Raw genomic sequence first — 25402 nt, 5'->3', positions numbered from 1 at the left:
TAATTAATTTTTAATTTCTAATTTTTCAAAGCCCTACGCCCCTAATCTGTAAATTCCCGCCAACTCTCACTGCCACATCAGGGAGTTCAACCACATCAATCGAAAATGCTGCTGACTCTTTTAGATCCAGACAAACAGACCCCCCTGCAACAGTGGAGTTTCGAGAGCGAATCCATTATTCGCATCGGCCGCTCTCCTGAAAATCACGTTGTGATCCCCAATGCTCTAGTGTCACGGCAGCATCTGGAATTGCAAAGAGTTAATAGCGGCACGTCAAGTCAGTGGTACTTAGTCAATTCCGGGACAAATGGGACTTTGGTTAACGGTATTCTGATGTCTCAGGGTTGGATATCCGACGGTGCCCTGATCCAGTTGGCGCGGGGCGGCCCAATTTTGCAATTCCAAGTTATTACTATTGAACTCGGCGGCAAAATTAAGGCGAACCCCAACGTCAATCTCGCCGCCCCGCGGTGTACCCACGCGGGAAACCCGCCGGAGAATTTATTCTGTATCCACTGTGGCGAACCGATTAAAGTCGATCGCACTGTGCGACACTACCAAGTGTTGCGAACTTTGGGCCAAGGCGGTATGGGGACAACGACTTTAGCCTGGGATCGAGAGCTCGCGAAAGCTCAACAACCCGGAAGTTCCCCAGCAGCTTCTCTGGTAGTCCTCAAGGAAATGAATGCTGACATGGCTCAAATCGCCAAAGCTCAAGAACTGTTTGAACGTGAAGCTAAAACTCTCAAGGCCCTCCACCATCCAGGAATTCCTCAGTTTTTTGACTTTTTTGTGGAAGGGGGCAAAAAATACTTGGTGATGGAAATGCTCCACGGCGAGGATTTAGAAAAACGCATCTACAACCGCGGGCCTGTTGCTCCCCAACAAGCAATAGAGTGGATGATCCAAACCTGTGAGGTTTTGGACTACATTCACTCTCAAAAACCCCCGATCGTCCACCGGGATATTAAACCTGCTAATTTGCTAGTGCGCCACCGGGACAATTGCATTACACTGCTGGATTTTGGCGCCGTTAAAGAAATCGGCACTCCTCCGGGCACTCGCATCGGCGTTGAAGGCTACACCGCACCAGAACAAGACCGGGGACAGCCTCTGCCTCAGTCGGATTTATATGCTATTGGGCCTACTTTGATTTTTTTGCTGACGGCCCAAAGCCCTCAAAACTTTTACGGGAAAATAGCTGGAGGTTACGGGTTTAAGCTCGAAAATATTCCGACCATCGCCCCCAAGCTGCGGGACACCATTTTGCGAACCACGGCAGCTAAGCCTGGGGATCGCTTTCAAACAGCTCAACAATTAGCTCGAGCTTTAGCAGCTTGCCTCTAAAAGAAGTCATTAGTCATTGGTCGTTAGTCATTAGTTAGGAGTCCTGCCGTCAACCGAACGACCGGCTTTCGGGCAAGCTGTTATCTGTCAACCGAACGACGGAGTTCACGGCAAGCTGTCAACCGTCAACCCTTCGACAAGCTCAGGGCAAGCTGTCAACTGTCAACTGTCAACCGTCAACTGTCAACTGTTATTCTTCGTCCCAAGCTTCTACAGCTATCAACTCGCTCACGGGGTCTTGCATAGAAAAATCAAACTCTAGCAATTGCTGTTTCCAGTACGGCCATTCGTCGCCGTAAAGCAGAGCAATTTTCCAAATGCTGTCTGTGGGCTTGATAATGTCAGACGTGACGAGAGAATGCACCTGACGCTGGAACTTAACCATCGGCTGTATAACCTTCTGGCTCATAATACCTCTTGAATTGTTTAAATTTTGTGTAATTACCACTTCCCAGCTCTCACTTTTTACCGCAGTTTCGCCAAGAACAGTCTCGCCAAGATACGTGTAGATTTTTGTCGGGAAGCTACATATTCAACTTGTATCTTAACAGAGTTCGTTTTGACAAGGGCCTATAAGCAGGACTGAAGAGTCAAGACCGACTTCAAAGAATTAATCATCTTTAAAATGTCCCGCTATATGCTGTCGATCGACAGTGGGAGGTTTGCCGCCTCGATTGTTTCCACATAGTGGTAGATGCAAGGGCTGCGTTCGGCTTGTTCTTGAAAAGGCTGAGTTTGCGTAGGAGAAACTGCAACTACTGCGCTTTCGCTGCTACAGCGTAATTTCCGCTTTCCTGCGGGTAAACCACACCTGTTTCACCTTCGACGCTGGGTTCGCTGTGAAAGTGGGGTCTGAGCTACATAAACTGATTATAACTCTACTCACCGCAAAAGCGATCAAAAATTGTTGGATACTGTTGATCGCCATCCCTAAATGTCGCTCGAACATTCTAGGCTGCCCCACGTGGGCCAGCAGGCAAGTTTCAAACCCATCGTCCGTCTTGATTCAATAAATCTAAAAGCTCAAATCTCAAATCTCAAATCTAAAATTGTATGACTTGGACAAGGCGACACATTCTCACTCTGGCTGATTTTACCTCGGACGAATACGATACGGTGCTGCAAACAGCAGCCAGTTTTCGGGAGGTGCTCGGCCGCCGCACGAAGAAAGTGCCGGCCCTGCAGGGTCAAGTGGTCGCGAATTTGTTTTTTGAACCTTCTACCCGGACTCGCAATAGTTTTGAGTTGGCGGCTAAGCGTCTGTCGGCGGATACGCTAAATTTTACGCCGGGAAGTTCTTCTCTAACGAAGGGGGAGACTATTCTGGATACGGCTAAGACTTATCTGGCGATGGGAACGGATTTGATGGTGATCCGGCACGAACAAGCTGGAGTTCCCAGCACAATTGCTTCGGAAATGGATCGCTTGGGTTCGAGAGTCAGCGTTCTCAATGCTGGAGACGGCCAGCACGAACACCCATCGCAAGGTTTGCTAGACTTATTTACTATTTGTGCTCTGTTAGATACCGAACGTCCGCGGCTGGAACTTTTAGCGGGCAAAAAAATTGCTGTGGTGGGGGATATTTTGCATTCGCGAGTGGCTAGGTCTAATATTTGGAGTCTAACGGCTTCTGGGGCCGAGGTTCATTTGGCCGGGCCGCCGACTTTGCTACCGCTGTTGTTTGCTGAGTGTGGCGACGGTAGGGAAGGCAAATTATTTTTGCACTGGCAGCTTGAACCTGCTTTGGCTGATGCTGATTTTGTGATGACTTTGCGGCTGCAAAAGGAACGGATGAGCGAGCATTTGCTGCCGAGTTTACGAGAGTATCATTCTTTGTACGGAATTACGCGCGATCGGCTGAAACTCTGCAAGCCGGATGTGAAGGTGTTGCACCCGGGCCCGGTTAACCGCGGCGTGGAAATTAGTTCGGATTTGATGGACGATCCCCAGTTTAGCCTGATTTCTCAGCAAGTTACCAGCGGCGTGGCGGTGCGGATGGCCTTACTGTATCTGATCGGCGGCGGTAAAGTTTAGGTTGTTATTTGTTAGTGATTAATTTCGGATATTCGATTATTTTCAGTCTCCATCGCCTCTTTAAAATAATCGTTACCCAGTATGGCCGGGTAACGATTAAAACTCTTTCTAGAAATGTAAAGTGATCTAGTTAAGAGTTAGGAGATCCAGGACGCAGACACCCAGCCGCCACCTTTGACTTGGGCCCAGCCGTTTCTGTAACGACCGGTCAATTTGATGTGGTCTCCATAATATAACTTGCCGATTACATGAGAACAGCCATTGGGACGGTTGCGGATATTCAGTCGGCCGCCATTAGTGACAACTTTGGCGTAGCTGTGATGGCCGTGATGGCTTTTCTTGCCGCAGCGGGAGTAGCAACTTGCGGCCTGCGCTTCACCACCGACACTCAGAACAGACAGGGCTACTGCCATACCTGCAACGCCTACCATTGCCGATTTAGGAATTTTAAATTCCAGTTGGAGTTCGGACTCTGGAGATTCATAAGCAACAAAAGAGTGGCTCAATGCTAGTGCTTCCATAGTTTCCTCGTGATTGTTGTTAACCTTTCTTGGTGCAGACTCAGGTCGAAACCTCAATTAACAGCCCAAACCATTAACTTATGTTTCATAAAAGCCACAAAAGGGCGTTAAGGTCTTGCTTTTGCCGAGTATTGGCTAATGTTCCTGAACCCTGCACAGGTATATCATGTCATCTATGTAGCTTTCCGGAACAAAAAAATAAATAAAGTTTACATCCACTGCTAAACATTTTGCCGACGCGGATCAGAACTCCGGGCAGAATTAAACTTAACTGTCTCATTCAAAAGGGGAGGAAGTAATCGTTTGGGGTGTGAGATTGCTTGTACTGAGTTGCGAATGACACTACTTATTTGGGTGTTTATTTATTGAATTGCTACAGCAATATCGCCAGTTAACTCGCTCGAACAAGCATCCGGCTCGTCTTCAAGCACAATCTTAATTTGCTTCGGGCCAGTCATAGTGTAGCCGATCGCACTTGTGCAGAAGTTCGGGGCAATAGCGTCTAACCCTTACCCATGCTACGAAATATGGCTCAAGATTCACCACCCAGTTTCCCGGACAAGGATGCAAGATCGATCGCGACTTGATTTGTGTCAAGATCAATTAACTTATCCAGCACCACTTTTTTGGCAATGAACTCCTTCGCTGCACTTTCGATCGCCACAATTCCTCAACGCCATGAATCAGACAGCTTCGCCATTACCTTAGCGCCGTTGTGTGTAGAGGAAATATACGCTTTGGCAGATGACCCCGCCAACGGAGCCGTGGTAATTATGAGCGGTACAGTCCGCAACCAAACTGACGGTCAAGCTGTAGTTTCCCTAGAATATCAAGCCTACGAACCGATGGCCGTGCGAGTATTCCAGCAAATCGCTACTGAAATCCGTCGCCAGTGGGCCGATGTCAATCGGGTTGCCATTCACCACCGCGTCGGACACTTGCAGGTGGGCGAAATCAGCGTACTGGTGGCTGTTGGCTGTCCCCACCGGGACTCGGCTTTTGCAGCTTGCCAGTACGCCATAGATACGCTCAAACACAATGTACCGATTTGGAAAAAGGAACATTGGGCCGACGGTTCTAGCAGTTGGGTTAGTATTGGAGCGTGCGAGGTTGTCGGGCATTAGTCAATCGATTTTAGATTTTAGAGTTTAGATTGAAGATGGGAACTTGTTACGATCTGCTAGCGTCAAAAAGTGTGGAATGTTCGATGAGCCAATTCCACCGATGAGCGACTTTATTTCCGTGTCCTGGTCTGCGGTTGTGGCGACCGTTCAAAGAGTGCAATTGCCAGCCGAAAAACTCTCTAATTATGACTTGGTGTTACGGTGTCAGGAAGGAAATCGACCTGAGACCACGGTCTTTTCAGAACTGTTGAAGCGGTATCAGTCCCACGTAGACAGGGTTCTCTATCACTTGGCCCCTGACTGGCAAGACCGAGCAGACTTGGCTCAGGAAGTGTGGATTCGGGTCTACCGCAATATTAACCGCTTGCAAGAGCCTGTTAAATTTCGGGGCTGGCTGAGCCGCATCGCCACTAATTTGTTTTACGATGAGTTGCGGAAGCGCAAGCGGGTGCGAACTCCGCTGTCGCTCGACGTACCTCGTACTCTGGAAGATGGCGAGGTTGATTGGGAAATTCCGGCAGACAGTCCGGGGCCTGATGAAGATTTGACGACGAGAGAATTTTACGACCAGTTGCGGGTGGCGATCGCAGATTTGCCGGAAGTATTCCGCACAACAATTGTTTTGAGAGAAATAGAAGGTTTAGCCTATGAGGAAATAGCCGAAATGACCGGAGTTTCTCTGGGAACTGTCAAGTCTAGAATTGCTAGAGCTCGCCAAAGATTGCAGTTGGAATTGCAAAAATATCTCGATGGTAATTAGCAAGAGTAATTTTAGAGGCGGGTTAAGAAGATTTGGTGATGTTTGCTGTGACATCAAAACTTCTCTTTTAAAATATAAATAAGCAGTAAATCATTCTAATAGCGAGTGCGTGATTCCCCAATTAGAGCAAGTCTGAAATTATGAGTGGTAACTTTGAATCCGATAAAAATCAGAATCAGCAGGGTGTCGGGGATTCACTCGCTGAAACTCAAGTTAACAACAATTATGCCCAGGGCAATGTAACTACTATGATGCGCGATCGCTTTGAATTGCTAAGTGCCTACCTCGACGGTGAAGTGACGGCGACAGAACGCCGGCAAGTTGAGGAGTGGCTGACAAATGACCCCACTACGAAACGTTTGTACTCGCGACTGCTGATGATGCAGCAGAGTTTTCAGGCAATGCCGGTGCCTGCTGCGGAACAATCTGCACAGGAGTTGGCCGCGAAGGTTTTGCAGCGGGTGGAACGCAAGCCGAAACAAACTTGGATTTGGGGTGGAGGTGCGATCGCAGCTTTGTTGATTGCGATCGTGTCTGCTGTCGGTGGCGGCCGCCAATTGTTTGCTCCCCAGTTTGCTCGATCGCCCCTTCCTGGTGAATCTGACGGTTTGATTGTGGCTTTGAACGAGCCTCTGGTGGAGATTGTTAATCCTAACGATTTGATGCTTGGGGTGAATGCACCGATAATGGATATTCCGAAAGTTGGTGTAGCAACCCCTCAAAAGTCACTGCCAAAGGCGCAGTAGGATTTCTGTTTTGAGCAATAACGAAAGTTATTAAGCTCCCTGAAAAACGGGGGCTTTTTGCTGTTTTTCGCGGTTTTTTAAGGTGGATTTATCCTTTGACAATCTCTGGGTTTTGATTGGCTAATTGCCTAATTTTGTGATTGATAGGGAAACCGCAGATCGAGACAGATGCAACGCAGATAAATCTTAAGATTGTTGGCAAGTTTGGCAATTAAGCGCGATCGCGCAGCCCTCGAAGAGGATCGCACTTGTCACCCATTTTTTGCAGATTTGCGATCGGCAACAGCAATGTCTCCTCAACTTCCTGCCGCACAGCAGGAGATACATTACAACCGCTATTGAGGCAATATACCAGCAATTTATTAGCATCGTAATACTTCCTCAGCAATGACTTCTGCTGTTCGCTAAATTGCCAATCGTGACCTATATTGCGATAGGAAATTATGATTTGTCTTAATTCCCTAGTCCAAACTTGTCCGTTAGCCTGCCACCATTCTCTAAATATTTCCTTGTGACCAGGGTATCGAGGTAGTTGTTTCTTAAGTTCTTGCAGTGCTTGCATCAATTCAGGTTCAACAACAGGGATAAGAAGAATGTCGTGGGCAAGACTAAGGGCAGGGTCAATAGCACCGTCGAGTACAGGCAAAATGGCAAGGTCAAGAACAAGGTCAAGGGTAAGTTCAACAGCAGGGTCAAAGGTATGTTTAACGGCAAGGTAAAGAGCTGGGTCAAGGAAACGTTCAGGGTTACGATTAAGAGCAAGCTCAAGGGATGGGAGAAGAGAAAAGTAAAAGAATCTCACTGCCGCAGGTTTGTAGGGAAAATCAACAGAAAGGGATTTGTGGTTTACCCACAGTAGGAATTGCTGTAACTGCTCATCCTCAGCGACCAGTCCATCAACTTGTTGTTTCATTAACAGTAACAAGTCATCAGCGTTTTCCAACATCCCAACTGCTAAGAATAATACTTCTCGCCAACGCTTCTCGGTTAGGTGGCTGACCAGTTTTTCCAAAGCTTGTGGAGCAGAATTGTTAACTATTTCTCTAGCAGTAAAATACTCTTGGAATGTTAGATGAGAAAACGAATAAATCCCTCTTGCCCTTTCCACTAATAAGCCATGTTGTGCCTCGATCGCCTTCAGCACAACCTCACTATGGATCTCCAACTGAACGGAGTCATTTGTGGCATCGGGCAAATTAGCTAGATAGTCGGCAATCAATTGCTGAACTGTGTTTTTTTCAAAAAAATAATCCCCCCGTTCAAAAGTAATAGCTGCTACAAAAGCAAGTAAATGTTTCTTGCGGCACAAATTCAAATCGCGATAAACTTCATCCCGTTGAATGCCTCTAGTTTCATCCCATTTTCTGAGCATTATTTCCATTCCTTCCTCATACAACTTGGCTCGGTTGGATGGAAAATCCGCTTTGGATTGGAATACTAAGCAAGTCAAATTTAACAAGATAGGCGTTACTGCCAGTTCTCTGATTTGCTGATTTTTTTGCAGTGTCAGCTTCTCTACAAATTGAGATGCTAAAGCTTTCCCTGCCTCCAGATTCTGGGAAAAAGCCACAAACCAATTGAGCGCAAAGGCAGCGATTTGCTTATCATTAAAATCGGCTACCTCAACACAGGTAAAAGCTTCGTCGTGAAATCGGTACTTAGCAGCGGCAATTCTACAGGTAATAATAAACTGATTGTTGTAATACTTTCCGGCAAAATGACGAATCTGTCTGACGACTGCATCGCTATCTGATTCTGGCACTTCATCTAAGCCGTCCAATAAAATCAAACCTCTGCCTTGACTGAGTGCGAATTCAGTTTGCGATCGCCCTTCTACTCCGCAACTGGCAAATTCGTCGCTGATATATTCTAATAAATCAAAATTAGCGATTTCAGCAAAGGTTTTGAGAGGGATAAAAATCGGTATTTTGTTTGCTTCAAATTTTGCCCGATCGCACTGAATGGCAATGTGTTTCAAAAAAGTAGTTTTACCGGAGCCCGGTTTGCCGAGTACCATCAGTTTAGAGTGAGATTTCACCGCATCCAATCCTGGTACTCGTTTCTGGCGTACTTTACCCAATCCCAAGCGATTAAAATTATCCGCATCTGGGTTGAAGTCTCTCAATAAATCGCGAATTTCTCCCGGCTGCCAACTGGTAATTTCCTCCAAAATGTTGACTTCAACGTAGAGGTTGCTGACATCAACGGGCTGTGCAATATCCAACAGTTGCATTTTGCTGTAAAGCTGTTGGATTTTGCTGTGGCATTTTTGCCGTATCTCTTCCACTACCGAATCAATAGGCTGTTGGCAAAAATCTCTAACCCCCCCAACCCCCCCTTGGTAAGGGGAGGCTAAAGGAGGACGATCGACAATTTCTTCCCAATCCAACTGCAAAACCGTGCAGAAAGCCCTAAAAGCATGGGCTTTAATTGGTTCTCTTCCTGCTAAAAAACGCCTCCAAGTTGGCAGCGATAGGCCATCAGCATAGGGCCCGGCCTCTGTCCAAGCGCGATCGGGTTCTAATATTTGACTAGCTTCTACTAGCCATCTGGGGTCTTCTATCGTCGATCCCCTTTCTCTTCTAGCTTGCCTAATTTTTACTAATCCCTCGTCAGAGGCTTTGAGGGTCGTCATTATATAATTTACTTTTGTATTTGTCAATGTCAATTTTAGATCAGTTTAGCGATCGCAAACTGAGTTTGTCAATACCCGAGCAACCAAGAGAAAATGATAAGGACAACAACTGCACGGCATAGGAGACAAGTCAGGCATAAATCATGCAAAATTAATCCTTCAGAATGCAACTCTCTTGTGTCTCTAAAAATCACCTATTAAATGATGAGAAAGGATAGCAACATGAGAAATAATATTAATGAAATTCCGTCCCGTGGAATTGGCATAAAACTTATTAGCAAAATTGCCGACAAGCTAAGCTATACACGCACTTCTGACAATCGCAACTGTCTGTTAATTGTGAAAAACTTTCAGCCCGACATAATACCACCCCAGCAGACGAATCTATCTGGTTATTTGCAGGGGATAGTTAATTTTTTAAACAGCTTGAATTTTGGATTTAAAAAAGGACACAATCGCCACTTTTATCGAAGTTACAATCAGCCAACTAAAACAATTCACCTTCAACTAAACACTGACCTCAATAGTGTTGCACAAGTTTTATGGTGGGTCGAGCAGTTAGAGGATCTACCCATTCCCGAAGCAGTTTTGCAGCAGTGCAAACTTGCTACGATAGAAGGATTTACAAATGCTGTTCGCCACGCACACAAAAATCTGCCATTTCAAACTCCGATAGACCTTGAAATCACCGTATTTAACGAACGCCTAGAAGTCAAAATTTGGGATATGGGAGAGCCTTTTGACCTCCAAGCTAAGTTGCTTGAAGAATTGCCTGTTATTTGGAGCGAGCTGGGATTTATGCTTGACTAAATCTGTAATTTTCAACCTTTAACTAATAAGAAAAATATTTCTTTTGTGATGACTACTAATACTGCTCCCAAAATTCTAGTTGTGGATGATGATCCACCCATTCGCAATCTAGTTCATCGTTTTTTAAATCAGAAATATCAAGTAGATTCGGCAGCAGATGGCGAAATGGCTTTAACATTGTTTGAGAAATTCCAGCCACTGCTAGTAGTTCTCGATTGGAATTTACCGGATACTACAGGCTATCACCTCTGCCAGGAAATGCAGCGCCGTACTAATGTTTTTGTGATAATGCTCAGCAGCCGCACAGACGAAGCTGATAAAATTAAAGTCCTGTCCGCTGGTGCTGATGACTATATCTGCAAACCATTTGGTCTGGCGGAGTTAGCAATTCGTATAGAAGTGGTGTTGAGACGGATGAGGTGTGTTACTCCATCACGTATTGTATTCGATCGATTCGCGATCGATTCAGCGCGTCGAGAAGCAACACTCAACGACAAAATTATCAAGTTAACAACCTTGGAATTTAATATTTTGTATTTTTTGGCAAGTCATCCCGGTAAATCTTGGAGTCGCCAACAGCTAATCGAAAAAATCTGGGGTTGGAACTGCAACAGCACAGAAGAAGAGAAAGTTGTTAGCGTACATATCGGTCAGATTCGCAAAAAAATGATTCAAGTTGATGCTACAGGATCGCAGTTGATTAAAACGGTTCGGGGTTTTGGTTACAGGTTCGAGCCGCCCTCGCCCGCGGCAATGGCAATTTCCTCAGCTCATCGGCATTAACGCCTTATTTTGTGAAAAACCTATTTTCCCACGTCCCATCGGGCAGCCAGATGCCTCCTAGAGCACGAACGCGATCGGGTAGCATGAAGTAAGCCCAAGCCGTGCCTAGAGGTTTGAATTGTCGATCTAAGATTTCAATTTCCTGTCGCTGATATTCGTTTTGTGTCGGTTCCCGCAGCGGATGATAGTCTTCCAATCGGTCTAAATCGTCCAAAATAGCCGAGTTTGCGAAACAGAGGAGAAAACCGCAGACTGTGCCATCTCCGGCCATCATCGCAGGATAGCCCATCGGCAGGGCAAAAAGTTGACCGCGGGCGATCGCGGGGCAAGCATCCACAACTTTTCCTTCGCAATAGCGGAGGTAGTTGCACTCCCCGGGTTTGAGAGTGCCGTAGACAAAGACTTTCATCGGGTAGGGCTTAACCGCTAGTTTTTGCTAACATAGATGGCTAAGCTAATAGTTTAAGTCTCGCGGGCGATCGCGACGGCAATCTTGATAAATTTCGTTGTTTACCCTTTCTTATAATTCATGACTCTAACAGTTAGTTTTATTGCTTTTGGACTTCAGCCCTTGTACGTGAGCTCTTTTTTGCCAGACCTGCCCCTCGACAGCTTGTTTTCGACTCAAGGGATTATGGTGATGCTGCTGGCCGCTTATGCGGGGGCGATGTGGATGTTTCTCACCAGTGCTCCGAAGGTACACACGGTGATGGTATCGGATCTCGGACAAGCGAGGGAGTTCTATGAAGGTATGCTAAACCTGCCCGTAGCAGAAGTGCCGCTGCACTACTACTACAATTACGAGCAAACTTTGGGGACAACTGGTATCGATCCGCTGTATTTGTCGCCGAATGTCGGGAGGGCAACGAGCTCTCAAACGATGGGGAGTCCCGAGGGTTTGTGGTATCAGTTGATGAAAAATACCCAACTGCACATTATTAGCGGGGCCGGTGTAGGGGAAAAAAATCGCGAACGTCATGTTTGTTTCGATCGCGATTGTTTGGATCAGCTATTGATGAGGGTACAAACTCGCGGCATTAGTTATAAAATTCGCCGGGAAAAGCCACTGAATTTTTTGGTCAAGGATTATGACGGCCGCGTGATTGAAATGGCTGAGGTTAGTAATTAAGTAGGTCGTTCTAATTAAAGGTAAAACGATCTCGCGCGCTGCCCCTGGCTTCTTTTGTTAAGTAATATCATTCCGGCTGTGCCGGAATTGATATCACTCCATCTTTACATTGAGGGTTTGGTAATAATAACTTGAAGTAGCTTAGTGACACTGCTGAGTGATTTCTCAGACCACATTCTTGAGTTTTTGCCAGTGTACATACTCGTTAATGCCAATTACTACTACGAGCAATCGCAAGAGCTTGACAGGTTCAAATTCTACGGCTTCCAAAATCATTGCTCGATCGAGGTTTTTTGTTTCTTGGGTTAGCTCAGTCATAACTGTTTCCGATCGCTTAACTTAATTTCTGATAAAAACTAGATTTCAGCTCCAACTAACACAAACGGTACCCAGTAGCGGGGATGGCTGTACTCTGGGTGTAATCGTAAAGATTGCATCGCCTTCTGGAGTGCCACAGCCTTATTTGGTGTTTCTAAGGAGAAGTAGTGCTTGTAAAAAGCGACCATCAGATGGGCGGTTGCTTCGTCGCTGACGCTCCACTGACTCACCAAAATCGTTCTGGCTCCTGCAATCAAAAATGCCCTACTCAGTCCCAACATTCCATCACCTGAGATTCGCCCTAGCCCAGTCTGGCAGGCACTGAGAACCACCAAGTCAGCAGGAAGCAATGCGTTCGATGCCACTTCTCTAGCTGTGAGCAATCCATTTTCAGTTTGAGTGGGCGACAATGCCACGAACGATGCTAGAGGATCTTCTGTGTATGCAAAGCCATGTGTAGCAAGGTGTAGAATATTGTGGTTTAAGGCTAAAGTCTTCACAGAGGCTTCGGTTGCCTCAGCCCCAATTAGTAACTTATGCTCGCGCACACCTAAGAATTCCCCGATCGATCGAGCTTCCTGTTCGGAACCCGGCAAGGGATTCAGCGTAATTTCATAACCCTGCTGAGTTGTCACTTTCGGCATGACTGGATTGCCCACAACCAGAATTTTGGACTGATCCAGAGTGGCATAACACGGTTCCCGACGAATTTCGTCCAGGGTTTGGGCTGAGGCAGCGTACAAAAGCGGCCAACGATCGCCCATCCAGGTGCCATCGGCAAGCTGAAGCGCTGCAAAGGGAACTAGCCACAATGCCTCATGGGGTTCAATCACAAGAGGAGTTCCATTTGTGGGCAATTTATCTGCAACTGGAGCAATCAGTTCAGCGTACAGCTTTTGGAGGAGTATTTCATAGTTAATCGGTGCAACATCCAGCGCCGGATCGTCGGGCACTGGAACCATTAGCCGGACTTCAAGTCCACGAGTTGCTTCATCGACTTTGAGAGCCCTTCGCAGAAGAGCAACACGAGCCTCAATTTCATGACATCCTACTTGAACAACGTGACCGTACACCTCACCATTAGGTGTTACCGCAAAGACGGCTGTGCGATCGAGGAGAACATAAAAGATTAATCTCGCTAGTGGCAATAATTCGCGGATTGGCTGATTTTCCTCAGCTTCTAAATCTGGGGGATTGGAGCCGCTTCCTCTAGCTGATTGCCTCACGTCGATTCCCGGAGCTAATTTCGTCAGACCGGTAAGCCAAGAGCGGCGTTCGTTTCCCCCCATCAAGTCTAGTAGCGATCGTCCCCGTGCATTTTCAGCAACCTCCAAAGCAGCTTGGTAGTTCTCGCCTCCGGTTTTGGCAAGTTCCAAATGTACTGTCAGCAGCCTGTCATAGACATCTTTCACACTATCGAGAAACGTCACTTTTCCCTCATCGGTGCGAAGAGCCCCCTGCCGTTCGTGAATCAAATATAAGCTCTTTTCAAAAGAGACGATCGCCTCCTTGAATTCTCCAGCAATATGCTGGCAACAGCCTAAACCCCAATACGAAAGCCACAAAGTTTCCCCATCGTTTTGAGCTTGCGCCAACTGTAAAGCCTGTTGGAAGGTTTGTTGTGCATCTGGGTAGCGTTTCTGTTCCAAATAGACTCGCGCTAATCCTGCATAAGTTCTTCCCATGCCCAGCGCATTGTTTGCCTTCTGATAGAGTGATAACGCCTGCTGGTAAAGCGTTATCGCTTCGTCAAACTGTAGGCGATCGCGGGCAATTCCAGCCAAAAATGCTAGTGCCCGACGTTTCTCTAGGGCATCGCCGTGTCGATCGAGAAGTTGAATCGCTTCAGTGAGTTCAGTTTCGGCGATATCCACTTTTCCTTGTCGGCGATGAATCTCTCCCATGTTGGCGATCGCGTAAGCTTTCAGCAGTGGGTTTGCAGCCATCTCTGGATATTTAAGAGCCTGTTCATAGGCGTTCAGTGCAGGTCCTTCCTGAGGTTGCTGAAGATAGGTGTTACCAATATTCAGCCAGAGCTTAATAGCTAGTGTAGGGTCGTCTTCATCAGCTTTGAGTGTCTCAGCAACTTTGGGACGGTAGAGATCGGGAACAGGTTGAGGATTGTTGTAGAAGCCTTTACCAACTTGGCTCAGGCGATCGACAATAGAGTCTGCATCAGAGCCAGTCCCTTCCTCTAAAGTACGCAGGGCAGTTTCATAAGCAATCACTGCATCCTGAATCTCGCCCTTGACTTGCAGGGTATCTCCGAGGCGATAGAAGAGAACTGCAACCAGGCGCGATCGCCTCAGATTCTTGGCTATTTTCAAGGCACTGGCATAGGCTGCTATTGCAGCTTGGTAGTCTTGTCTTACCATAGCTATACCTGCCTGATTTGCCAGTGATACGATTTCTTCGTAACTATTCATATCTGGTTTTGGGTGGTTTTACAAATTACTTTTTAAGCTGAGGGGGCTGTCAAAACCTGGAAATTAATTCGCTAAAATTAGCAATTTTCAACTCTCAGTTATTTGACAGCCTCTTTCGGAAACTATTGTTTGGCGATCGCAAATGTCTGCGTCTAAGCCAAGTTTGTCTGCCAGCTCACAGCATAATTTTCGATTCGAGGTGCTTCATCCTCACCATTGATAATTCGCCGAGCATTGTAGAAGTCCACAAAGCTGCCATCAATGTAGTCATCTAGCTTAACGCCAGTGAAAACTCCTCGCTTCATGCCATCAATCAGGATGAATAGTGAAATGTCAGGGCGCATGACCAAATCAGGTTTATTAATTAAATCCAATCCGAGCAGAGTTGAATACTCTCGATAGTTGTAATCCCATGTCAACTGAACATAGCCCCGCCCATAATAGGGGTAATAGCGTAGAGTTGTACGATGATTTTCCGCTTTTGGTTCACCCAAGAAATAGGCTTCTCGAACAGGTTGAAAAGAATCATTTGTTTCATGCTGAACTGTTGCGAGGATATAGGCAATTTGAGATTTGTTGGTAATACCTTGCCGACGTGCTTCCTTGATAATTGCTTGAATAGCAGCCTTCTTGTCGCCTCCGGGCCAGTTAGGCAAGATTCCAGAACCGGGTTTAGCATCGAGCAGAGCCTTAACAGTCGTGGGACCAAGTACGTCCCCACCACCGAGTTGACGGCTAGCCTTGAAGCGACGCAATCCCTCCCGCGTCATAGGGCCGTAAAGACCATCAACAACATTCAGGAAACCATTGGCGCGCAAGATAGTTTGAATTTCCTGGCACAAGTCCAGATCGTCAACTAACAAACCAGAGTTCAGATCGTCAAAGGGAATGAATTTGTTTTGGTCGATGATGTCTTGGAGACTAATCGCCGAACCTTTAGAAATGCCTTTCTGTCCCCGAATGATTTGCGCTAGTTTTGCCTGAGTGACTATCCCAGCAATGCCATCAACTTCAAGACCATGATTTTGTTGAAACTGGCGAACGGCAGCATCTGTGTTTGACCCGAAAATACCATCTATCTTGATGTTGATTCCAATCTCTACCAAATCTTCCTGAAGTTTGCGTACTCGCGCTCCTTCCATATTGGGAACAACGAGCCGGAGATCTCCTTGTTGGTCGCTACTGTGAGATTCTGGACTGATTCCGGAGGGGAAGAAACTGACGTGCAAGTGGTTGTCATGTCCTTGCCAAGGTTCTACCCCTGTGATATCTGGATCGTTAAAAAGAATGGCACGAATATCTAAAATCGGGTTGCTGCGGAGCAAATCTACAAGTTTCTGAGTCCGTTGACGGGAATATTTAGGGTGATTCCAGGTGAGTGGAATCTCTTCTTCCGTATTGGCAACAGGTGCAAGGTCAACATCTACTCCTTGCTGATGAGAGACATGAGGAGGCATTAGTCCGCCTCCGGCAAAACTAATATTGCCAATACCAATTCGAGGCCCGTTGGGAAATGCCTTAGCCCATTGGGAACATACGTGTCTAAGCGCTTGAATCACTTCCAACCGCCCAAACCGCTTTTCAAGTATTCCATAACACTCAAATCCGGGACCGACGCTGGGCATTGGTTCAAAAATACCCCTAGTTCCCCAACTAAACTGATCGATTTCTTCGTCAGTCAAGCCAATATCTGCTGTGCAGGGTAATTCCTGTTCGGGGAACCCAAAACCTGTCGGCTGTACTGTAGTCATTTTTTACTCCTTATGTTTTGAGGAAATCTAATTGAGGGCGATCGCTCCACACGATCTTTAACTTTCAAGCTATTCTGCATCGCACAAAATCTCACGGTTGAAGAGGCTGTCAAAATCTAAAAAGTAGCTCGCTAAAATTAGCCACTTTAAACTCTCAGCTATTTGACAGCTTCTTTCCGAAACTATTATTTTGTGATAGTAAATGTCACCTGCTTGGTTAGCCACTCAGCATTCGGATCGGGTTCGTAAACCATCGCACGGGCTAACTTAGGCGGCAGCGCCTTATCAACATCAGCACCGATAATACTCAACAGATTGTTGAGAGGACTGATATTGGTAGATTTTCCCTTTCCTTCAAGTTCTTCTACTTTCCGATCGAGCTTTTCTTCAAGATTTCCTCCTCTTTGGCCCAAATCTACATCAAGAGCAGGTAAAGTTAGCCACTGGAAGTTCGCCAGGCCGCGAGTTGCAAACAACTTGAGAGTTTCTTTGGCTGGCTTGTCATCATCTCCTGCTGGCAAAGCAGGACGCATTTTGAGGTATATTTGTTGATTGTCATCTAGTGGAAAGAAGATATCTGGATTTCCATCGATGGGATATTGAGAAATAGCCCAAGTGGACTCTAGATCGAGAACAGCAATATTGAGCGGTTGAAAAAATGTATTCTTAACACGTAAGAATACGATTTTACCCTGTTTTAAGACGATGTTACTCGGCTCGGCAAATGGTTGCCTGTTCTCGTCTACTAATTCAAATTCAACGTGTGTTGCAAGTTCTGAAGATGGATTATCTAGTGTTTGTACCGTTTGATATTTTGCCAAGTGAACTAAGCGCTTGACAACTGCGATCGCCGCCTCTGAAGCGTCAATTTGTAGTGGAGTTCCTAAGTTGTTCACGGGAGTTTCACGAGAAATTTCGTACTCACCATCTCTGCCAACCGCAATTTGATAGTGAGACTTTAGCTCATCGCCTGCTTTCACTTCAACAACCCAACCATTCCCTGTCAAAGCTTGCCGAACTTTCTCTAAAGCTGCCTGTTGTTTGTCAACTAACTCGGTTGGTAATTGATGCTCCTTATCACCTGCTTCTTTGTTATCTAACAAGAGGACTCGACTCACCAGAGCGACTGGTGCAGCTACCAGGACAGCAGGAGCGCCCGGTTCGATTTTGATCTCTCCTCTAACCTCAATGCCTCCGTCTTTTGGTTCGAGAACTTTAGCCACTGATTTTGAAGCTTGAACCTCTACAATTTCTACGATCGCCAGTTGTTGTTGCCTGTTGGAAAAATCTGTGGCAGTCAGTGGATAAATAGCAAATCGCGTACCGTTGCTGAGTCCTTGAGCTAATCCGGCATTCAAGGTAATTTGCTTTTGTTTGGCATCTACATTGATAACTGTCACGCTGTACTGAGGCGGTAAGTGCTCGTTCCCAAATACTGCGCGAGTGCCGTCACCTATTAACATGGGTAACTGTTGGGGGAACTTACTCTGAATTTGAGCACAAACGCGATCGTACAGTTTGCTGAAACTCAATGCTGTAGAACTCGTCGCCAGAGTCTGAATTAGCCAGTAAGTCAGCGCTCCATGTCGCTCTTTACCGTCAAACGCATACTCATAAGCCAACTCATTGGGGCGGCAGGCTGCTAAAAGAAGGTAATTCTTTATGGGAGGAACCCATGCAATGTCACCATCTACTTTTTCAGTTAGAGTTTTCCAGTTTTTGCTCAACTCCTCAAGCGAAGCAACCAAGCTTTCCTGGTTTGGCGGTGTTTTGTCGCTTTCTGGTGCAGTTCGGATAGCACCATCACCTCGGGTTACTCCTCCAGAGTGACAGCTATCCATAATAAGTGTGACAATCAACCCTTTGTCTGTCATCCGCTTCAACAGCATCGCCAATTCCACATCGAGTAGGTAACGACCTCCAGCGCCAATATCTGAGGGCACAATACCTTCATCTTCTTGGTCAACGCCTTTGAGTTCTGGATAGATGGTTGTCGCCCGTCCTCCGTGGCCGGAGTAGTAAATGTATACTTGCTCTCCCGCTTGCGCTAGTTCTGTAATGGCTTTAAACTGCGCCACAATGTTTGCATAAGTTGGTTCCGGGTCTTTGGTTGCGATCGTTTGAGCAACTTCAGGATTCGGAGAAGTCAGCCTAAAAATCCGTTCGGATGGAATTTTAACCGTCTTTAAAAGGTAGTCGGCTACAAGATTGATGTCACGCACGCATCCTTTAAGATCCTTGTACAACCGATTCGGCTTATAGCCATCAATGCCAATTAATAAGGCATAAATATTCGGTTTTTTCTCAGGTAGCTCGGTCATTTTTATTCATTACTCCATCGATTAATGCTTTTACTTGCCCGTTTGTCTCCGTGACTTTAACGGCTAGGTCGTCTTTTATTTCGTACACGCGACCATCGCCGAAGATTTCAAGTGATCTTGGCATTTTATTTTTTTCTTTTGAAAAGGTAGATGAACTGGAAAGACGCATCCTGAAGATCCCGATCGCCAAACTTGTGCCTGCCTCTCACAACCTGTGAAAAGAGTTTATCAATTGATACTTGTTATCAAAAGTCTTTGTTTGCTGGGTGATTTCACTGATTACGCCTGTCCCAAAGTAAGTTCCGGGATTTTCTGGAACCTTTACAAAAGTTTATTTTTGCCGATCGAGAACGGTGTGCTGCTTGTTCTCTTTACCGATCGCGAGCGACCAATTCCACCACTATCCAATCACACTTATGAGTCCTGGACGTATCAACTAAGCAACGAGCATAGTTGACAACTATATTCAGCACCCGCAACTGGCACTTACAGTGCTATTGCGGATAGAAGTGACTCAGGAGAGACCGTAGTTAGTAAAAATACTTAATAATTTATATCAGTAAGCATAACCATGTTGACAATGGGGCCCGAAACAGCTCTCGATTCCACTCCCCCCCAACAGTTTTTGCCCAATGAGTCAGAAGAGTGGATTTGCGGCTGTGGGAGTGGGGGCGTGAGCTTACTCGTGACGATATGACAAAGGCTTTAGTTTTGTGGAATTTAGCAGCAGGGCGGACAGTCACAGCCGCCGCCCCTGCAGAAACCCGGTTTTAGTTGGTCAATTAATCTTTGCTTCCGCGCTAGATTTTTCAGATGCCGCAGCTTCCTTTATCTCTGAAATGGCTTTCCGGCTGAAAATTTGGAAGTAGAGAGAAACAAAAAACTCTTTGACTGGAAAAACGATAAAAGTCAAAGGATTAATTGTGACGATGATATTTCGCGCATCAGCTTTAGCTTGTTTGACAATTTGCTGCGCTACCCAGTCGGGCGACATAATGCCGATCGGGTTTAAGTTGCTTTTAAACGGCCCTAAAATCAGTTTGCGAACGATGCAGGGCGCGTCCAGCCGGCGCAGAGTGACTAAATCTCCCAAGGCGCGTTTGCTGAGTTCGTACAGCGGGCTGACAGCGGGAATCACTTCTGCTTCGGAAGTGTTTATCCAGACTTCTTTGCAAGCGATGTTTTCGTTAGTGCGGACTGTTAAGAAAAAGAGTTCCATCAGCCGCCACGCGGAAAAAGTGTTAATTTCGTATGAGTTGGCGATCGCCTCTCCTGTTCTTTCTCGCTGTACATTAATCCCGTGATTAATGACGAGAATATCGATTTTTTCTAACAATAGGGCTAAGTCTGCCTCTTGGCCAGCTTGCCAAGTTACGGTTTTTACAGGTAAATTTTCGCCGTCTACATCCAAAGTAATTTCCTCATTTCCAGAGGTGAGGGCGATCACTTTTGCACCAGCTTTGTGCAGGTGTTTGAGTAGCAAACGCCCTAAAGTTCCCGATGCACCGGTGACGGCTACAGTTTTGCCTTTGAGAGAAAGTGCTGTACCCATAAGTTGATCTATTAAGGTGAAAGTACCGCAATAGTAAGCATTTTGATTGTCGAAGTGATGCCGCCAGTGATAAGGTTTATTAACTAACCACTTGCCAGGGGGAGTCAGGAAGTCTCCCGGTTGGTGGGTGATGTCGGTTAATTCGTCTGCACCTTTGATGCCGCACCCGCGGGCGATCGCACTCAACAAAAAGCCTAAAGTATAAATACAACCTGCTGCTGCGCCCCAGTGATATGCCGGCAGCACAAAATAAGCTAAAACCCACAGCAACAAGCCCAAAACCATCATCGCCGCAGCTTCGGGCACGTCGTGACGCCAGTGCGCTTGCTTGTAAATTGTCTCGCTGACGGGGGTTAAATTCGGGCGGAAAACGCGGTGATGCCAATTGTGCAGCTTTTGCAAAGGCGGCACATAATGAGACGCGACGTGATAAAAGTCTCGTATTATTTCTGCCCAGCAGACAGAAGCTATTGCCACAGCGCCGACTATCGAGTAATTTACCATGCTCGCACCAGTTTGAAATTTGAGATATTGAGATATTGTCTGCTTTGAAAGATAACTCAAAATGGCTTTTATTGCTAGTCTGGCAATTGACTCAGCCGTTTTAAAATCTGCAAAACGCGGTACAATTCATTGCCGGGATTAGAAACAACAAATTCAGCCGATCGCGCATACTGTAAAGTTTCCCCTCTGACTAATTTGACAAAACTGAAGTTAGCACCTGTGGAAATCATCCCAAAAGTAGGAGTTTCGGGATCGGCATCTGCCAGCATATATGTTAGGAGTTGGGCAAGTGCTTCGTCTGTGGAGAAAGCAAGTTGTTTGGATTCAATTACTGTCACCCATAAGTTTGCTTTCATAATCAGGATATCTATTCTGCCTTCGATGATTCTGCCTTCGTCTTCCTCTTGAATTGCGATCGACTTTTCGGCTTTGACTTGAAAAGGAGACTCATACAGACCGGCAATAAACAAAATGGGGCTGATGATTGTTAGCTTGACTGCATTTTCCAATACAGGCGGGGTGTCTACCAAGTTGAAGTATATGTCTTGGACGCGATCGAGCAATTGTTTTTCTGAGTCTGTTACTTCGGGTAAGTTTTCTTGCCATTCTCGGAAAAATTCGCTGTTGCGAACTCGCTGTAAACCGAAGTTATCGATTAGATAGCGGAGGTTGATGTCTCTTGCTTGAAGTTTTTGCAGCATAATTTGCACCATAATTGACTATTTTAAGCTAGTTGACTCAGGCGTTTGAATATCTGCAAAACGCTGTACAATTCATTGCCACGGTTGCGAGTTGTGAATTGATTGGATAAGGCATACTGGGGATTTTTCCCTCTGACCAACTTGACAAAGACAAAGTTACCGCCCGTAGTAATCATCCCAAAAGTTGGTTTGTCTGGATGAGGATCTGCCCACATATAAGCTAGGAGTTGCCCCAATCCTTCTTCAATAGAAAAAGAAAGTTTTTTCGACTCGATTACCATTACCCAAAATTGGTCTTTTAAGAGTAATATATCAAGTCTGCCTTCGATGATAACGCCATCGTCTTCATCTTGAATTTGAATGGATTTTTCAGCTTTTACCTGAAAAGGAGATAGGTAAAAACCGGCAATAAACAACAGCGGCCCTACTACTGACAGCTTAACTACATTTTCCAGTAATGGTGGATATGTAAGTAAATTGATAAATCCGGTTCTGAGCCGATCTAACAATTGTTTTTCTAACTCGGTGATTTCGGGCAAATCATATTGCCATTCTCCAAAAAATTGCTCGTCTTCCGCTAGCTGAAGACCGAAGTTGTCTATTAAGTAACGGATGTTTATATCTTTTCCTGCGAGTATTTGTGTCATGGTTTTATTTTTATATGACGATAGTCCTATTATACTGCTAGTTTTCTACATCTTGATATTTTTACAGGTAATTTTTCACATTTTATAAATTGTATACCGTGCAATTTATTTAGGTTCCAGGTCAGCAATTCGCTGTTTTTGTCCAGCTTGCATTTCTAGTAGTTGCGGCACGGTAACAAAACGATATCCCTGCTGTTTGAGTTTGGGAATAATTGCAGATAGCGCCTCGACTGTTTGCTGGCGATTTCCGCCACCGTCGTGCAACAATACGATCGCCCCCGATGTCGCTTGGGATATCACGCTACGGGCGATCGCAGCGGCCGGAGGTTGCAGAAAGTCTTTAGGGTCGATCGACCACATCACCACTACATAATTTTTCTTTTTAGCGTAATCTGCCAAACCGTTATTTAAGCGGCCGCCGGGAGGGCGAAACAAGAAACTTTTTGCCCCAGTTGATCGATAAATATGAACCCCAGTATTATCAATTTCATCTGATGCTGTTTTTTCGGTAATATTGTGAGAATAGTGATGCCAAGTATGGTTGCCGATCGCATTTCCCGCTTGCACAACTCTTTTCGCAATTTCTGGATACTCCCGCAAATTGGCACCCAAGCAGAAAAATGTGCCCACAACTTGATGTTTGTGCAAAACTTCTAATATTTTCAAAGTTTCAGGCGTTGGGCCATCGTCAAATGTCAGGGCGATAACTTTTGAGTTGTTAATAGTGGCTTTATAAACAATTTGGCTGCGAAATTGCGCGGGCGGTGCGAAGACTAAAGGTTGTTCGGGAGGTTTGGGAGAGGGAGTTGCGGGGGGAGAATGGGGTGTTTTGAGTTTTGGGGGTTTCAGCAGGTTTGGCGGGGGATTTTCAACGGGTGCGATCGGTTTTAGCGGATTTGAATTGGCGGTTTTTCTGTTTTCCCACAACAGGGAAATTGTGAGGATCAATCCGATAAGTATAACGGTTTTAATAACCCGTTTTTTATTGCCTTTGGGACTCATCAGGTATGCGATGTATTTTGAACAATCTCATTATGCCTGATTGTTCTGCTAGCTTGAAAATTTGGTAAATTAATTTTTTTTGGCAAAAGGTCGATCGCATTAAAGCAAGACTGAGGCAAAAACCGGGTTTTTTTAGGCAAATCAATCGTGGTTCGCCACCGATTTCGATAGGAAAACCCGGTTTCTCGATCAAAAATCTACGCTTTCAGGCTCTTTCCGCGACCAAAAAACAAGGTGATGACACCCTATGCGTCCAGGAATGTATCTACAACCGGCAAGTTTGCCGTGCCCTTTCATCCTCCGGTTCTTGCCACCCAAAAGCAAAATGACTCACCGCATTAATTTGCGGCGTCGCAGAGCGAATTGCCGCCATTTGAATCTCCAAAGACGGCCGATTTTTCAGAGGTTTTCCCCAATCTCCAGCAATGGCAGGAATGATTTTTGCTCCCGCAGGCGCTAAACTTACTGTCCGCTGCACCTGTGGCACAATGCAGCTTACATCCCCGCAATTTCCGTAAGACATGGCGTGGAATTCTATAGTAGCCGGAAATGTGTCCCAAGGCTGCAATCTCGAATCATATCCCCCTTGATTTATCGCTTGATTTGCAGTGGGAAAAAACACTGCTCCTACAGGAATTCCCATCCTCTGAGCTGGTTGAATTGCTATCCCCAAAAAATCTAAAATCCCTTGGACTGCGTGAGCAACGCTGAGTTTCCAGAGGTCTTTTTGCAGAGTGCCGGTATCGGGAAGCCGCGGTGTCGGTTTTGGTGTGGGAGTTGCAGGGTTTGGCTTGTTAGGGGCGGGATTTGTTGAGGCCGATCTTGATGCGGCATTCTGGCTTCTAGAAGGTGGAGTTGCTACTGACATCACCTGCGGAATTCGGCCCTGCCAAAGAGGTTCTCGCTCAGTTGGATACTGTTTTACTACTGCTTGAACGTCATTAGGATTGATAAATCCCTTAGTCAAATATCGCTGAATTAAATCTCGGCCTTGCTGATTGTTAGCCCGCTGCAAAAGAACTTGCTGGGATGCTGGGCCGTAAATCCACAAGTCTTGAACTTTGGTAGCAACTGAAGCGGGTCCGATGCCCCTTAGATAGCGAATGTAGTCGAATAACATTCCTTGTGGCTTGCGCTTGACTATTTGATTTACTAACAAAGTATAGTCTTGCCGTGCTTGTGAGTTGTACGGATCGATAAAGGCTTGATTGCCCGGAACTTCTCCGAAGTCCTCGTTAATTGCTGCGTATTCGCTTACTGTTAAACTTGTCTGATTTTTACCGTTGATAGCGAGGGTTTGCTGTTTGTCGGGACGCTGAGCATAGGTATAGCCAAAGTTCATGGTAAATAACCAGGCGTATACTTTTAAACCTCGCTGTTTGCCTTTGGCGATCGCCTTTTCCAACAAATCATATTTCTCGTAGCCACGATTTCTGACAACAGAAGGCCAAGCAGTCGGATTGTCTGCTGCTGGGAGTAGCACTTGACCATCGTAAAACACTTCGACGTAGACTTGATTGTAGCCTTTATTCACAACTTTGTCTAATACCCGATCGAGTTCTCCGGGCCTGACATCGCAGGGATACAAACGCAGCCAAACAGCTTGGGTTTCGGGCCAAGTTTTTTGGCGGCATTCTGCTATTTCCCGCGCGTGTTTGTTCAAAACAGCAAAATATGCTTGCTGAGATTCCCGTTTTCCTGACAACGCGGCGCGGCGCAAGTCTTCTTTTTGATTGACCTGTTCTTGGGATAATTGGCAATAGGCTGATGTTTCGGCAAAAGCTGGTTGAGTTTCGATAAACGGCCAAACAAGCTGGCTGATGAAGCTACTGGTTAAAACAGCAGTTACCGCACTTAAAAAGCGTCGCTGGTGTTGAAAATTCGCGATGCGAGTTGGTGCAATTTTCATGGGAGAATTGAATGGGGTTTTCTGGTTTAAATTGGGTGGCAATCGCATTTTTGCGATCGCGCTCAACAAGCAGCTACAAATTTTCTACTTTTTTCGGTTGACTTAGTTATGGCACAAGTCGATCGCACAATGCAAATTCTATCTGGCGGCTATTTATATCATCTGCGATCGAATAAGGGCGATCGGGCAAGATAAGATCAAGATAAGAGTCGGCGGTTGAAACCGCGACTAGACAAACGAAGTCCGCCTTCGCGGACTAAAGAATAAAGGGGGTAAAAAGCCCGGATTTAGTATCATATCCAGTTCGATTTTTCAGTATTTTTTCACTAAATCCTGCATAAAAAAGCGCCGGGGTACAGTGGGCGCTAAAAGCAGTTGATAT

At 45.9% G+C, this 25402-nt stretch carries 22 protein-coding genes; 8 read left to right on the top strand and 14 right to left on the bottom strand.

Features of this window, described 5'->3' with window-relative positions; genetic code table 11:
- Positions 1-105 precede the first annotated feature (105 nt).
- Positions 106-1347 carry a protein kinase domain-containing protein gene (locus tag QUA58_RS00690; protein ID WP_333248236.1) on the top strand — a complete coding sequence of 414 codons (1242 nt, stop codon included), beginning with the start codon at positions 106-108 and terminating at the stop codon, positions 1345-1347.
- A 190-nt stretch (positions 1348-1537) separates the two neighbouring features.
- On the opposite strand, the gene QUA58_RS00685 is transcribed toward QUA58_RS00690, so the two are convergent.
- Complete coding sequence (locus tag QUA58_RS00685) at positions 1538-1756, bottom strand: DUF4327 family protein (RefSeq protein WP_193973492.1); 219 nt, start codon at positions 1754-1756, stop codon at positions 1538-1540.
- Positions 1757-2400: 644 nt separating this feature from the next.
- Between QUA58_RS00685 and QUA58_RS00680 the strand changes: the two genes are divergently transcribed.
- Positions 2401-3381 carry an aspartate carbamoyltransferase catalytic subunit gene (locus QUA58_RS00680; RefSeq protein WP_333248234.1) on the top strand — a complete coding sequence of 327 codons (981 nt, stop codon included), beginning with the start codon at positions 2401-2403 and terminating at the stop codon, positions 3379-3381.
- A 137-nt stretch (positions 3382-3518) separates the two neighbouring features.
- Here the strand turns inward: QUA58_RS00680 and QUA58_RS00675 are convergent, their stop codons facing one another.
- Entirely contained in the window at positions 3519-3902 is a 384-nt protein-coding gene (locus QUA58_RS00675) for an SH3 domain-containing protein (protein WP_333248232.1), read from the bottom strand.
- Positions 3903-4534: 632 nt separating this feature from the next.
- Between QUA58_RS00675 and QUA58_RS00670 the strand changes: the two genes are divergently transcribed.
- The 3 genes from QUA58_RS00670 to QUA58_RS00660 all read left to right on the top strand — a co-directional run bounded on the left by QUA58_RS00670 (position 4535) and on the right by QUA58_RS00660 (position 6532).
- Positions 4535-5026, top strand: coding sequence for a molybdenum cofactor biosynthesis protein MoaE (locus QUA58_RS00670; protein WP_333392666.1), 492 nt, complete (start codon positions 4535-4537; stop codon positions 5024-5026).
- Between the two features lie 100 nt (positions 5027-5126).
- Entirely contained in the window at positions 5127-5786 is a 660-nt protein-coding gene (locus QUA58_RS00665; protein WP_333392665.1) for a sigma-70 family RNA polymerase sigma factor, read from the top strand.
- A gap of 140 nt (positions 5787-5926) precedes the next feature.
- Complete coding sequence (locus QUA58_RS00660; protein WP_333248229.1) at positions 5927-6532, top strand: zf-HC2 domain-containing protein; 606 nt, start codon at positions 5927-5929, stop codon at positions 6530-6532.
- A 211-nt stretch (positions 6533-6743) separates the two neighbouring features.
- Here QUA58_RS00660 and QUA58_RS00655 read toward each other — a convergent pair whose 3' ends face one another.
- Positions 6744-9167, bottom strand: a complete 2424-nt coding sequence (locus QUA58_RS00655; protein ID WP_333392644.1) for an NACHT domain-containing NTPase — start codon at positions 9165-9167, stop codon at positions 6744-6746.
- Between the two features lie 222 nt (positions 9168-9389).
- Here QUA58_RS00655 and QUA58_RS00650 point away from each other — a divergent pair, with 222 nt between their 5' ends.
- Entirely contained in the window at positions 9390-9977 is a 588-nt protein-coding gene (locus QUA58_RS00650; RefSeq protein WP_333252135.1) for an ATP-binding protein, read from the top strand.
- A gap of 48 nt (positions 9978-10025) precedes the next feature.
- Positions 10026-10760: a response regulator transcription factor gene (locus tag QUA58_RS00645; protein WP_333392643.1), complete on the top strand. Its 735-nt coding sequence runs from the start codon at positions 10026-10028 to the stop codon at positions 10758-10760.
- 4 nt (positions 10761-10764) lie between these two features.
- Here QUA58_RS00645 and QUA58_RS00640 read toward each other — a convergent pair whose 3' ends face one another.
- Positions 10765-11169 (bottom strand): gamma-glutamylcyclotransferase, encoded by a 405-nt coding sequence (locus tag QUA58_RS00640; RefSeq protein WP_333392642.1) that lies wholly within the window; start codon positions 11167-11169, stop codon positions 10765-10767.
- A 120-nt stretch (positions 11170-11289) separates the two neighbouring features.
- On the opposite strand from QUA58_RS00640, the gene QUA58_RS00635 reads away from it, so the two are divergent.
- A complete protein-coding gene (locus QUA58_RS00635) occupies positions 11290-11889 on the top strand; it encodes a glyoxalase-like domain protein (protein ID WP_333392641.1) in 600 nt (199 codons plus the stop codon).
- 165 nt (positions 11890-12054) lie between these two features.
- On the opposite strand, the gene QUA58_RS00630 is transcribed toward QUA58_RS00635, so the two are convergent.
- The 10 genes from QUA58_RS00630 to QUA58_RS00585 form a co-directional block, all read right to left on the bottom strand.
- Positions 12055-12207: a hypothetical protein gene (locus QUA58_RS00630; protein ID WP_333392640.1), complete on the bottom strand. Its 153-nt coding sequence runs from the start codon at positions 12205-12207 to the stop codon at positions 12055-12057.
- A gap of 38 nt (positions 12208-12245) precedes the next feature.
- Positions 12246-14633, bottom strand: coding sequence for a CHAT domain-containing tetratricopeptide repeat protein (locus QUA58_RS00625; RefSeq protein WP_333392639.1), 2388 nt, complete (start codon positions 14631-14633; stop codon positions 12246-12248).
- Between the two features lie 152 nt (positions 14634-14785).
- Positions 14786-16384, bottom strand: coding sequence for a penicillin-insensitive murein endopeptidase (locus QUA58_RS00620; protein WP_333392638.1), 1599 nt, complete (start codon positions 16382-16384; stop codon positions 14786-14788).
- 185 nt (positions 16385-16569) lie between these two features.
- The gene (locus QUA58_RS00615) at positions 16570-18705 is read right to left on the bottom strand and encodes a caspase family protein (RefSeq protein ID WP_333392637.1); all 2136 of its coding nucleotides are present in this window, start codon (positions 18703-18705) and stop codon (positions 16570-16572) included.
- Positions 18689-18829, bottom strand: a complete 141-nt coding sequence (locus tag QUA58_RS00610; RefSeq protein ID WP_333392636.1) for a hypothetical protein — start codon at positions 18827-18829, stop codon at positions 18689-18691. The genes QUA58_RS00615 and QUA58_RS00610 overlap by 17 nt, the downstream gene beginning before the upstream one ends.
- Before the next feature lie 654 nt (positions 18830-19483).
- On the bottom strand, positions 19484-20761 hold the full coding sequence (locus tag QUA58_RS00605; protein WP_333392635.1) for a bifunctional sterol desaturase/short chain dehydrogenase: 1278 nt from the start codon (positions 20759-20761) through the stop codon (positions 19484-19486).
- 74 nt (positions 20762-20835) lie between these two features.
- Positions 20836-21462 carry a restriction endonuclease subunit R gene (locus QUA58_RS00600; RefSeq protein WP_333392634.1) on the bottom strand — a complete coding sequence of 209 codons (627 nt, stop codon included), beginning with the start codon at positions 21460-21462 and terminating at the stop codon, positions 20836-20838.
- A 23-nt stretch (positions 21463-21485) separates the two neighbouring features.
- Positions 21486-22109, bottom strand: coding sequence for a restriction endonuclease subunit R (locus tag QUA58_RS00595; RefSeq protein ID WP_333392633.1), 624 nt, complete (start codon positions 22107-22109; stop codon positions 21486-21488).
- Between the two features lie 105 nt (positions 22110-22214).
- The gene (locus QUA58_RS00590; protein WP_333392632.1) at positions 22215-23111 is read right to left on the bottom strand and encodes a polysaccharide deacetylase family protein; all 897 of its coding nucleotides are present in this window, start codon (positions 23109-23111) and stop codon (positions 22215-22217) included.
- A gap of 265 nt (positions 23112-23376) precedes the next feature.
- Positions 23377-25020, bottom strand: coding sequence for a family 10 glycosylhydrolase (locus QUA58_RS00585; protein WP_333392631.1), 1644 nt, complete (start codon positions 25018-25020; stop codon positions 23377-23379).
- Between the last annotated feature and the right edge of the window lie 382 nt (positions 25021-25402).

This window comes from Microcoleus sp. N9_A1, assembly GCF_036701795.1.
In the GTDB taxonomy this organism is placed as follows: Bacteria; Cyanobacteriota; Cyanobacteriia; order Cyanobacteriales; family Microcoleaceae; genus Microcoleus.
Note: the sequence above shows the minus strand (reverse complement) of the source record. Positions and strands in the feature narration are given on the sequence as shown.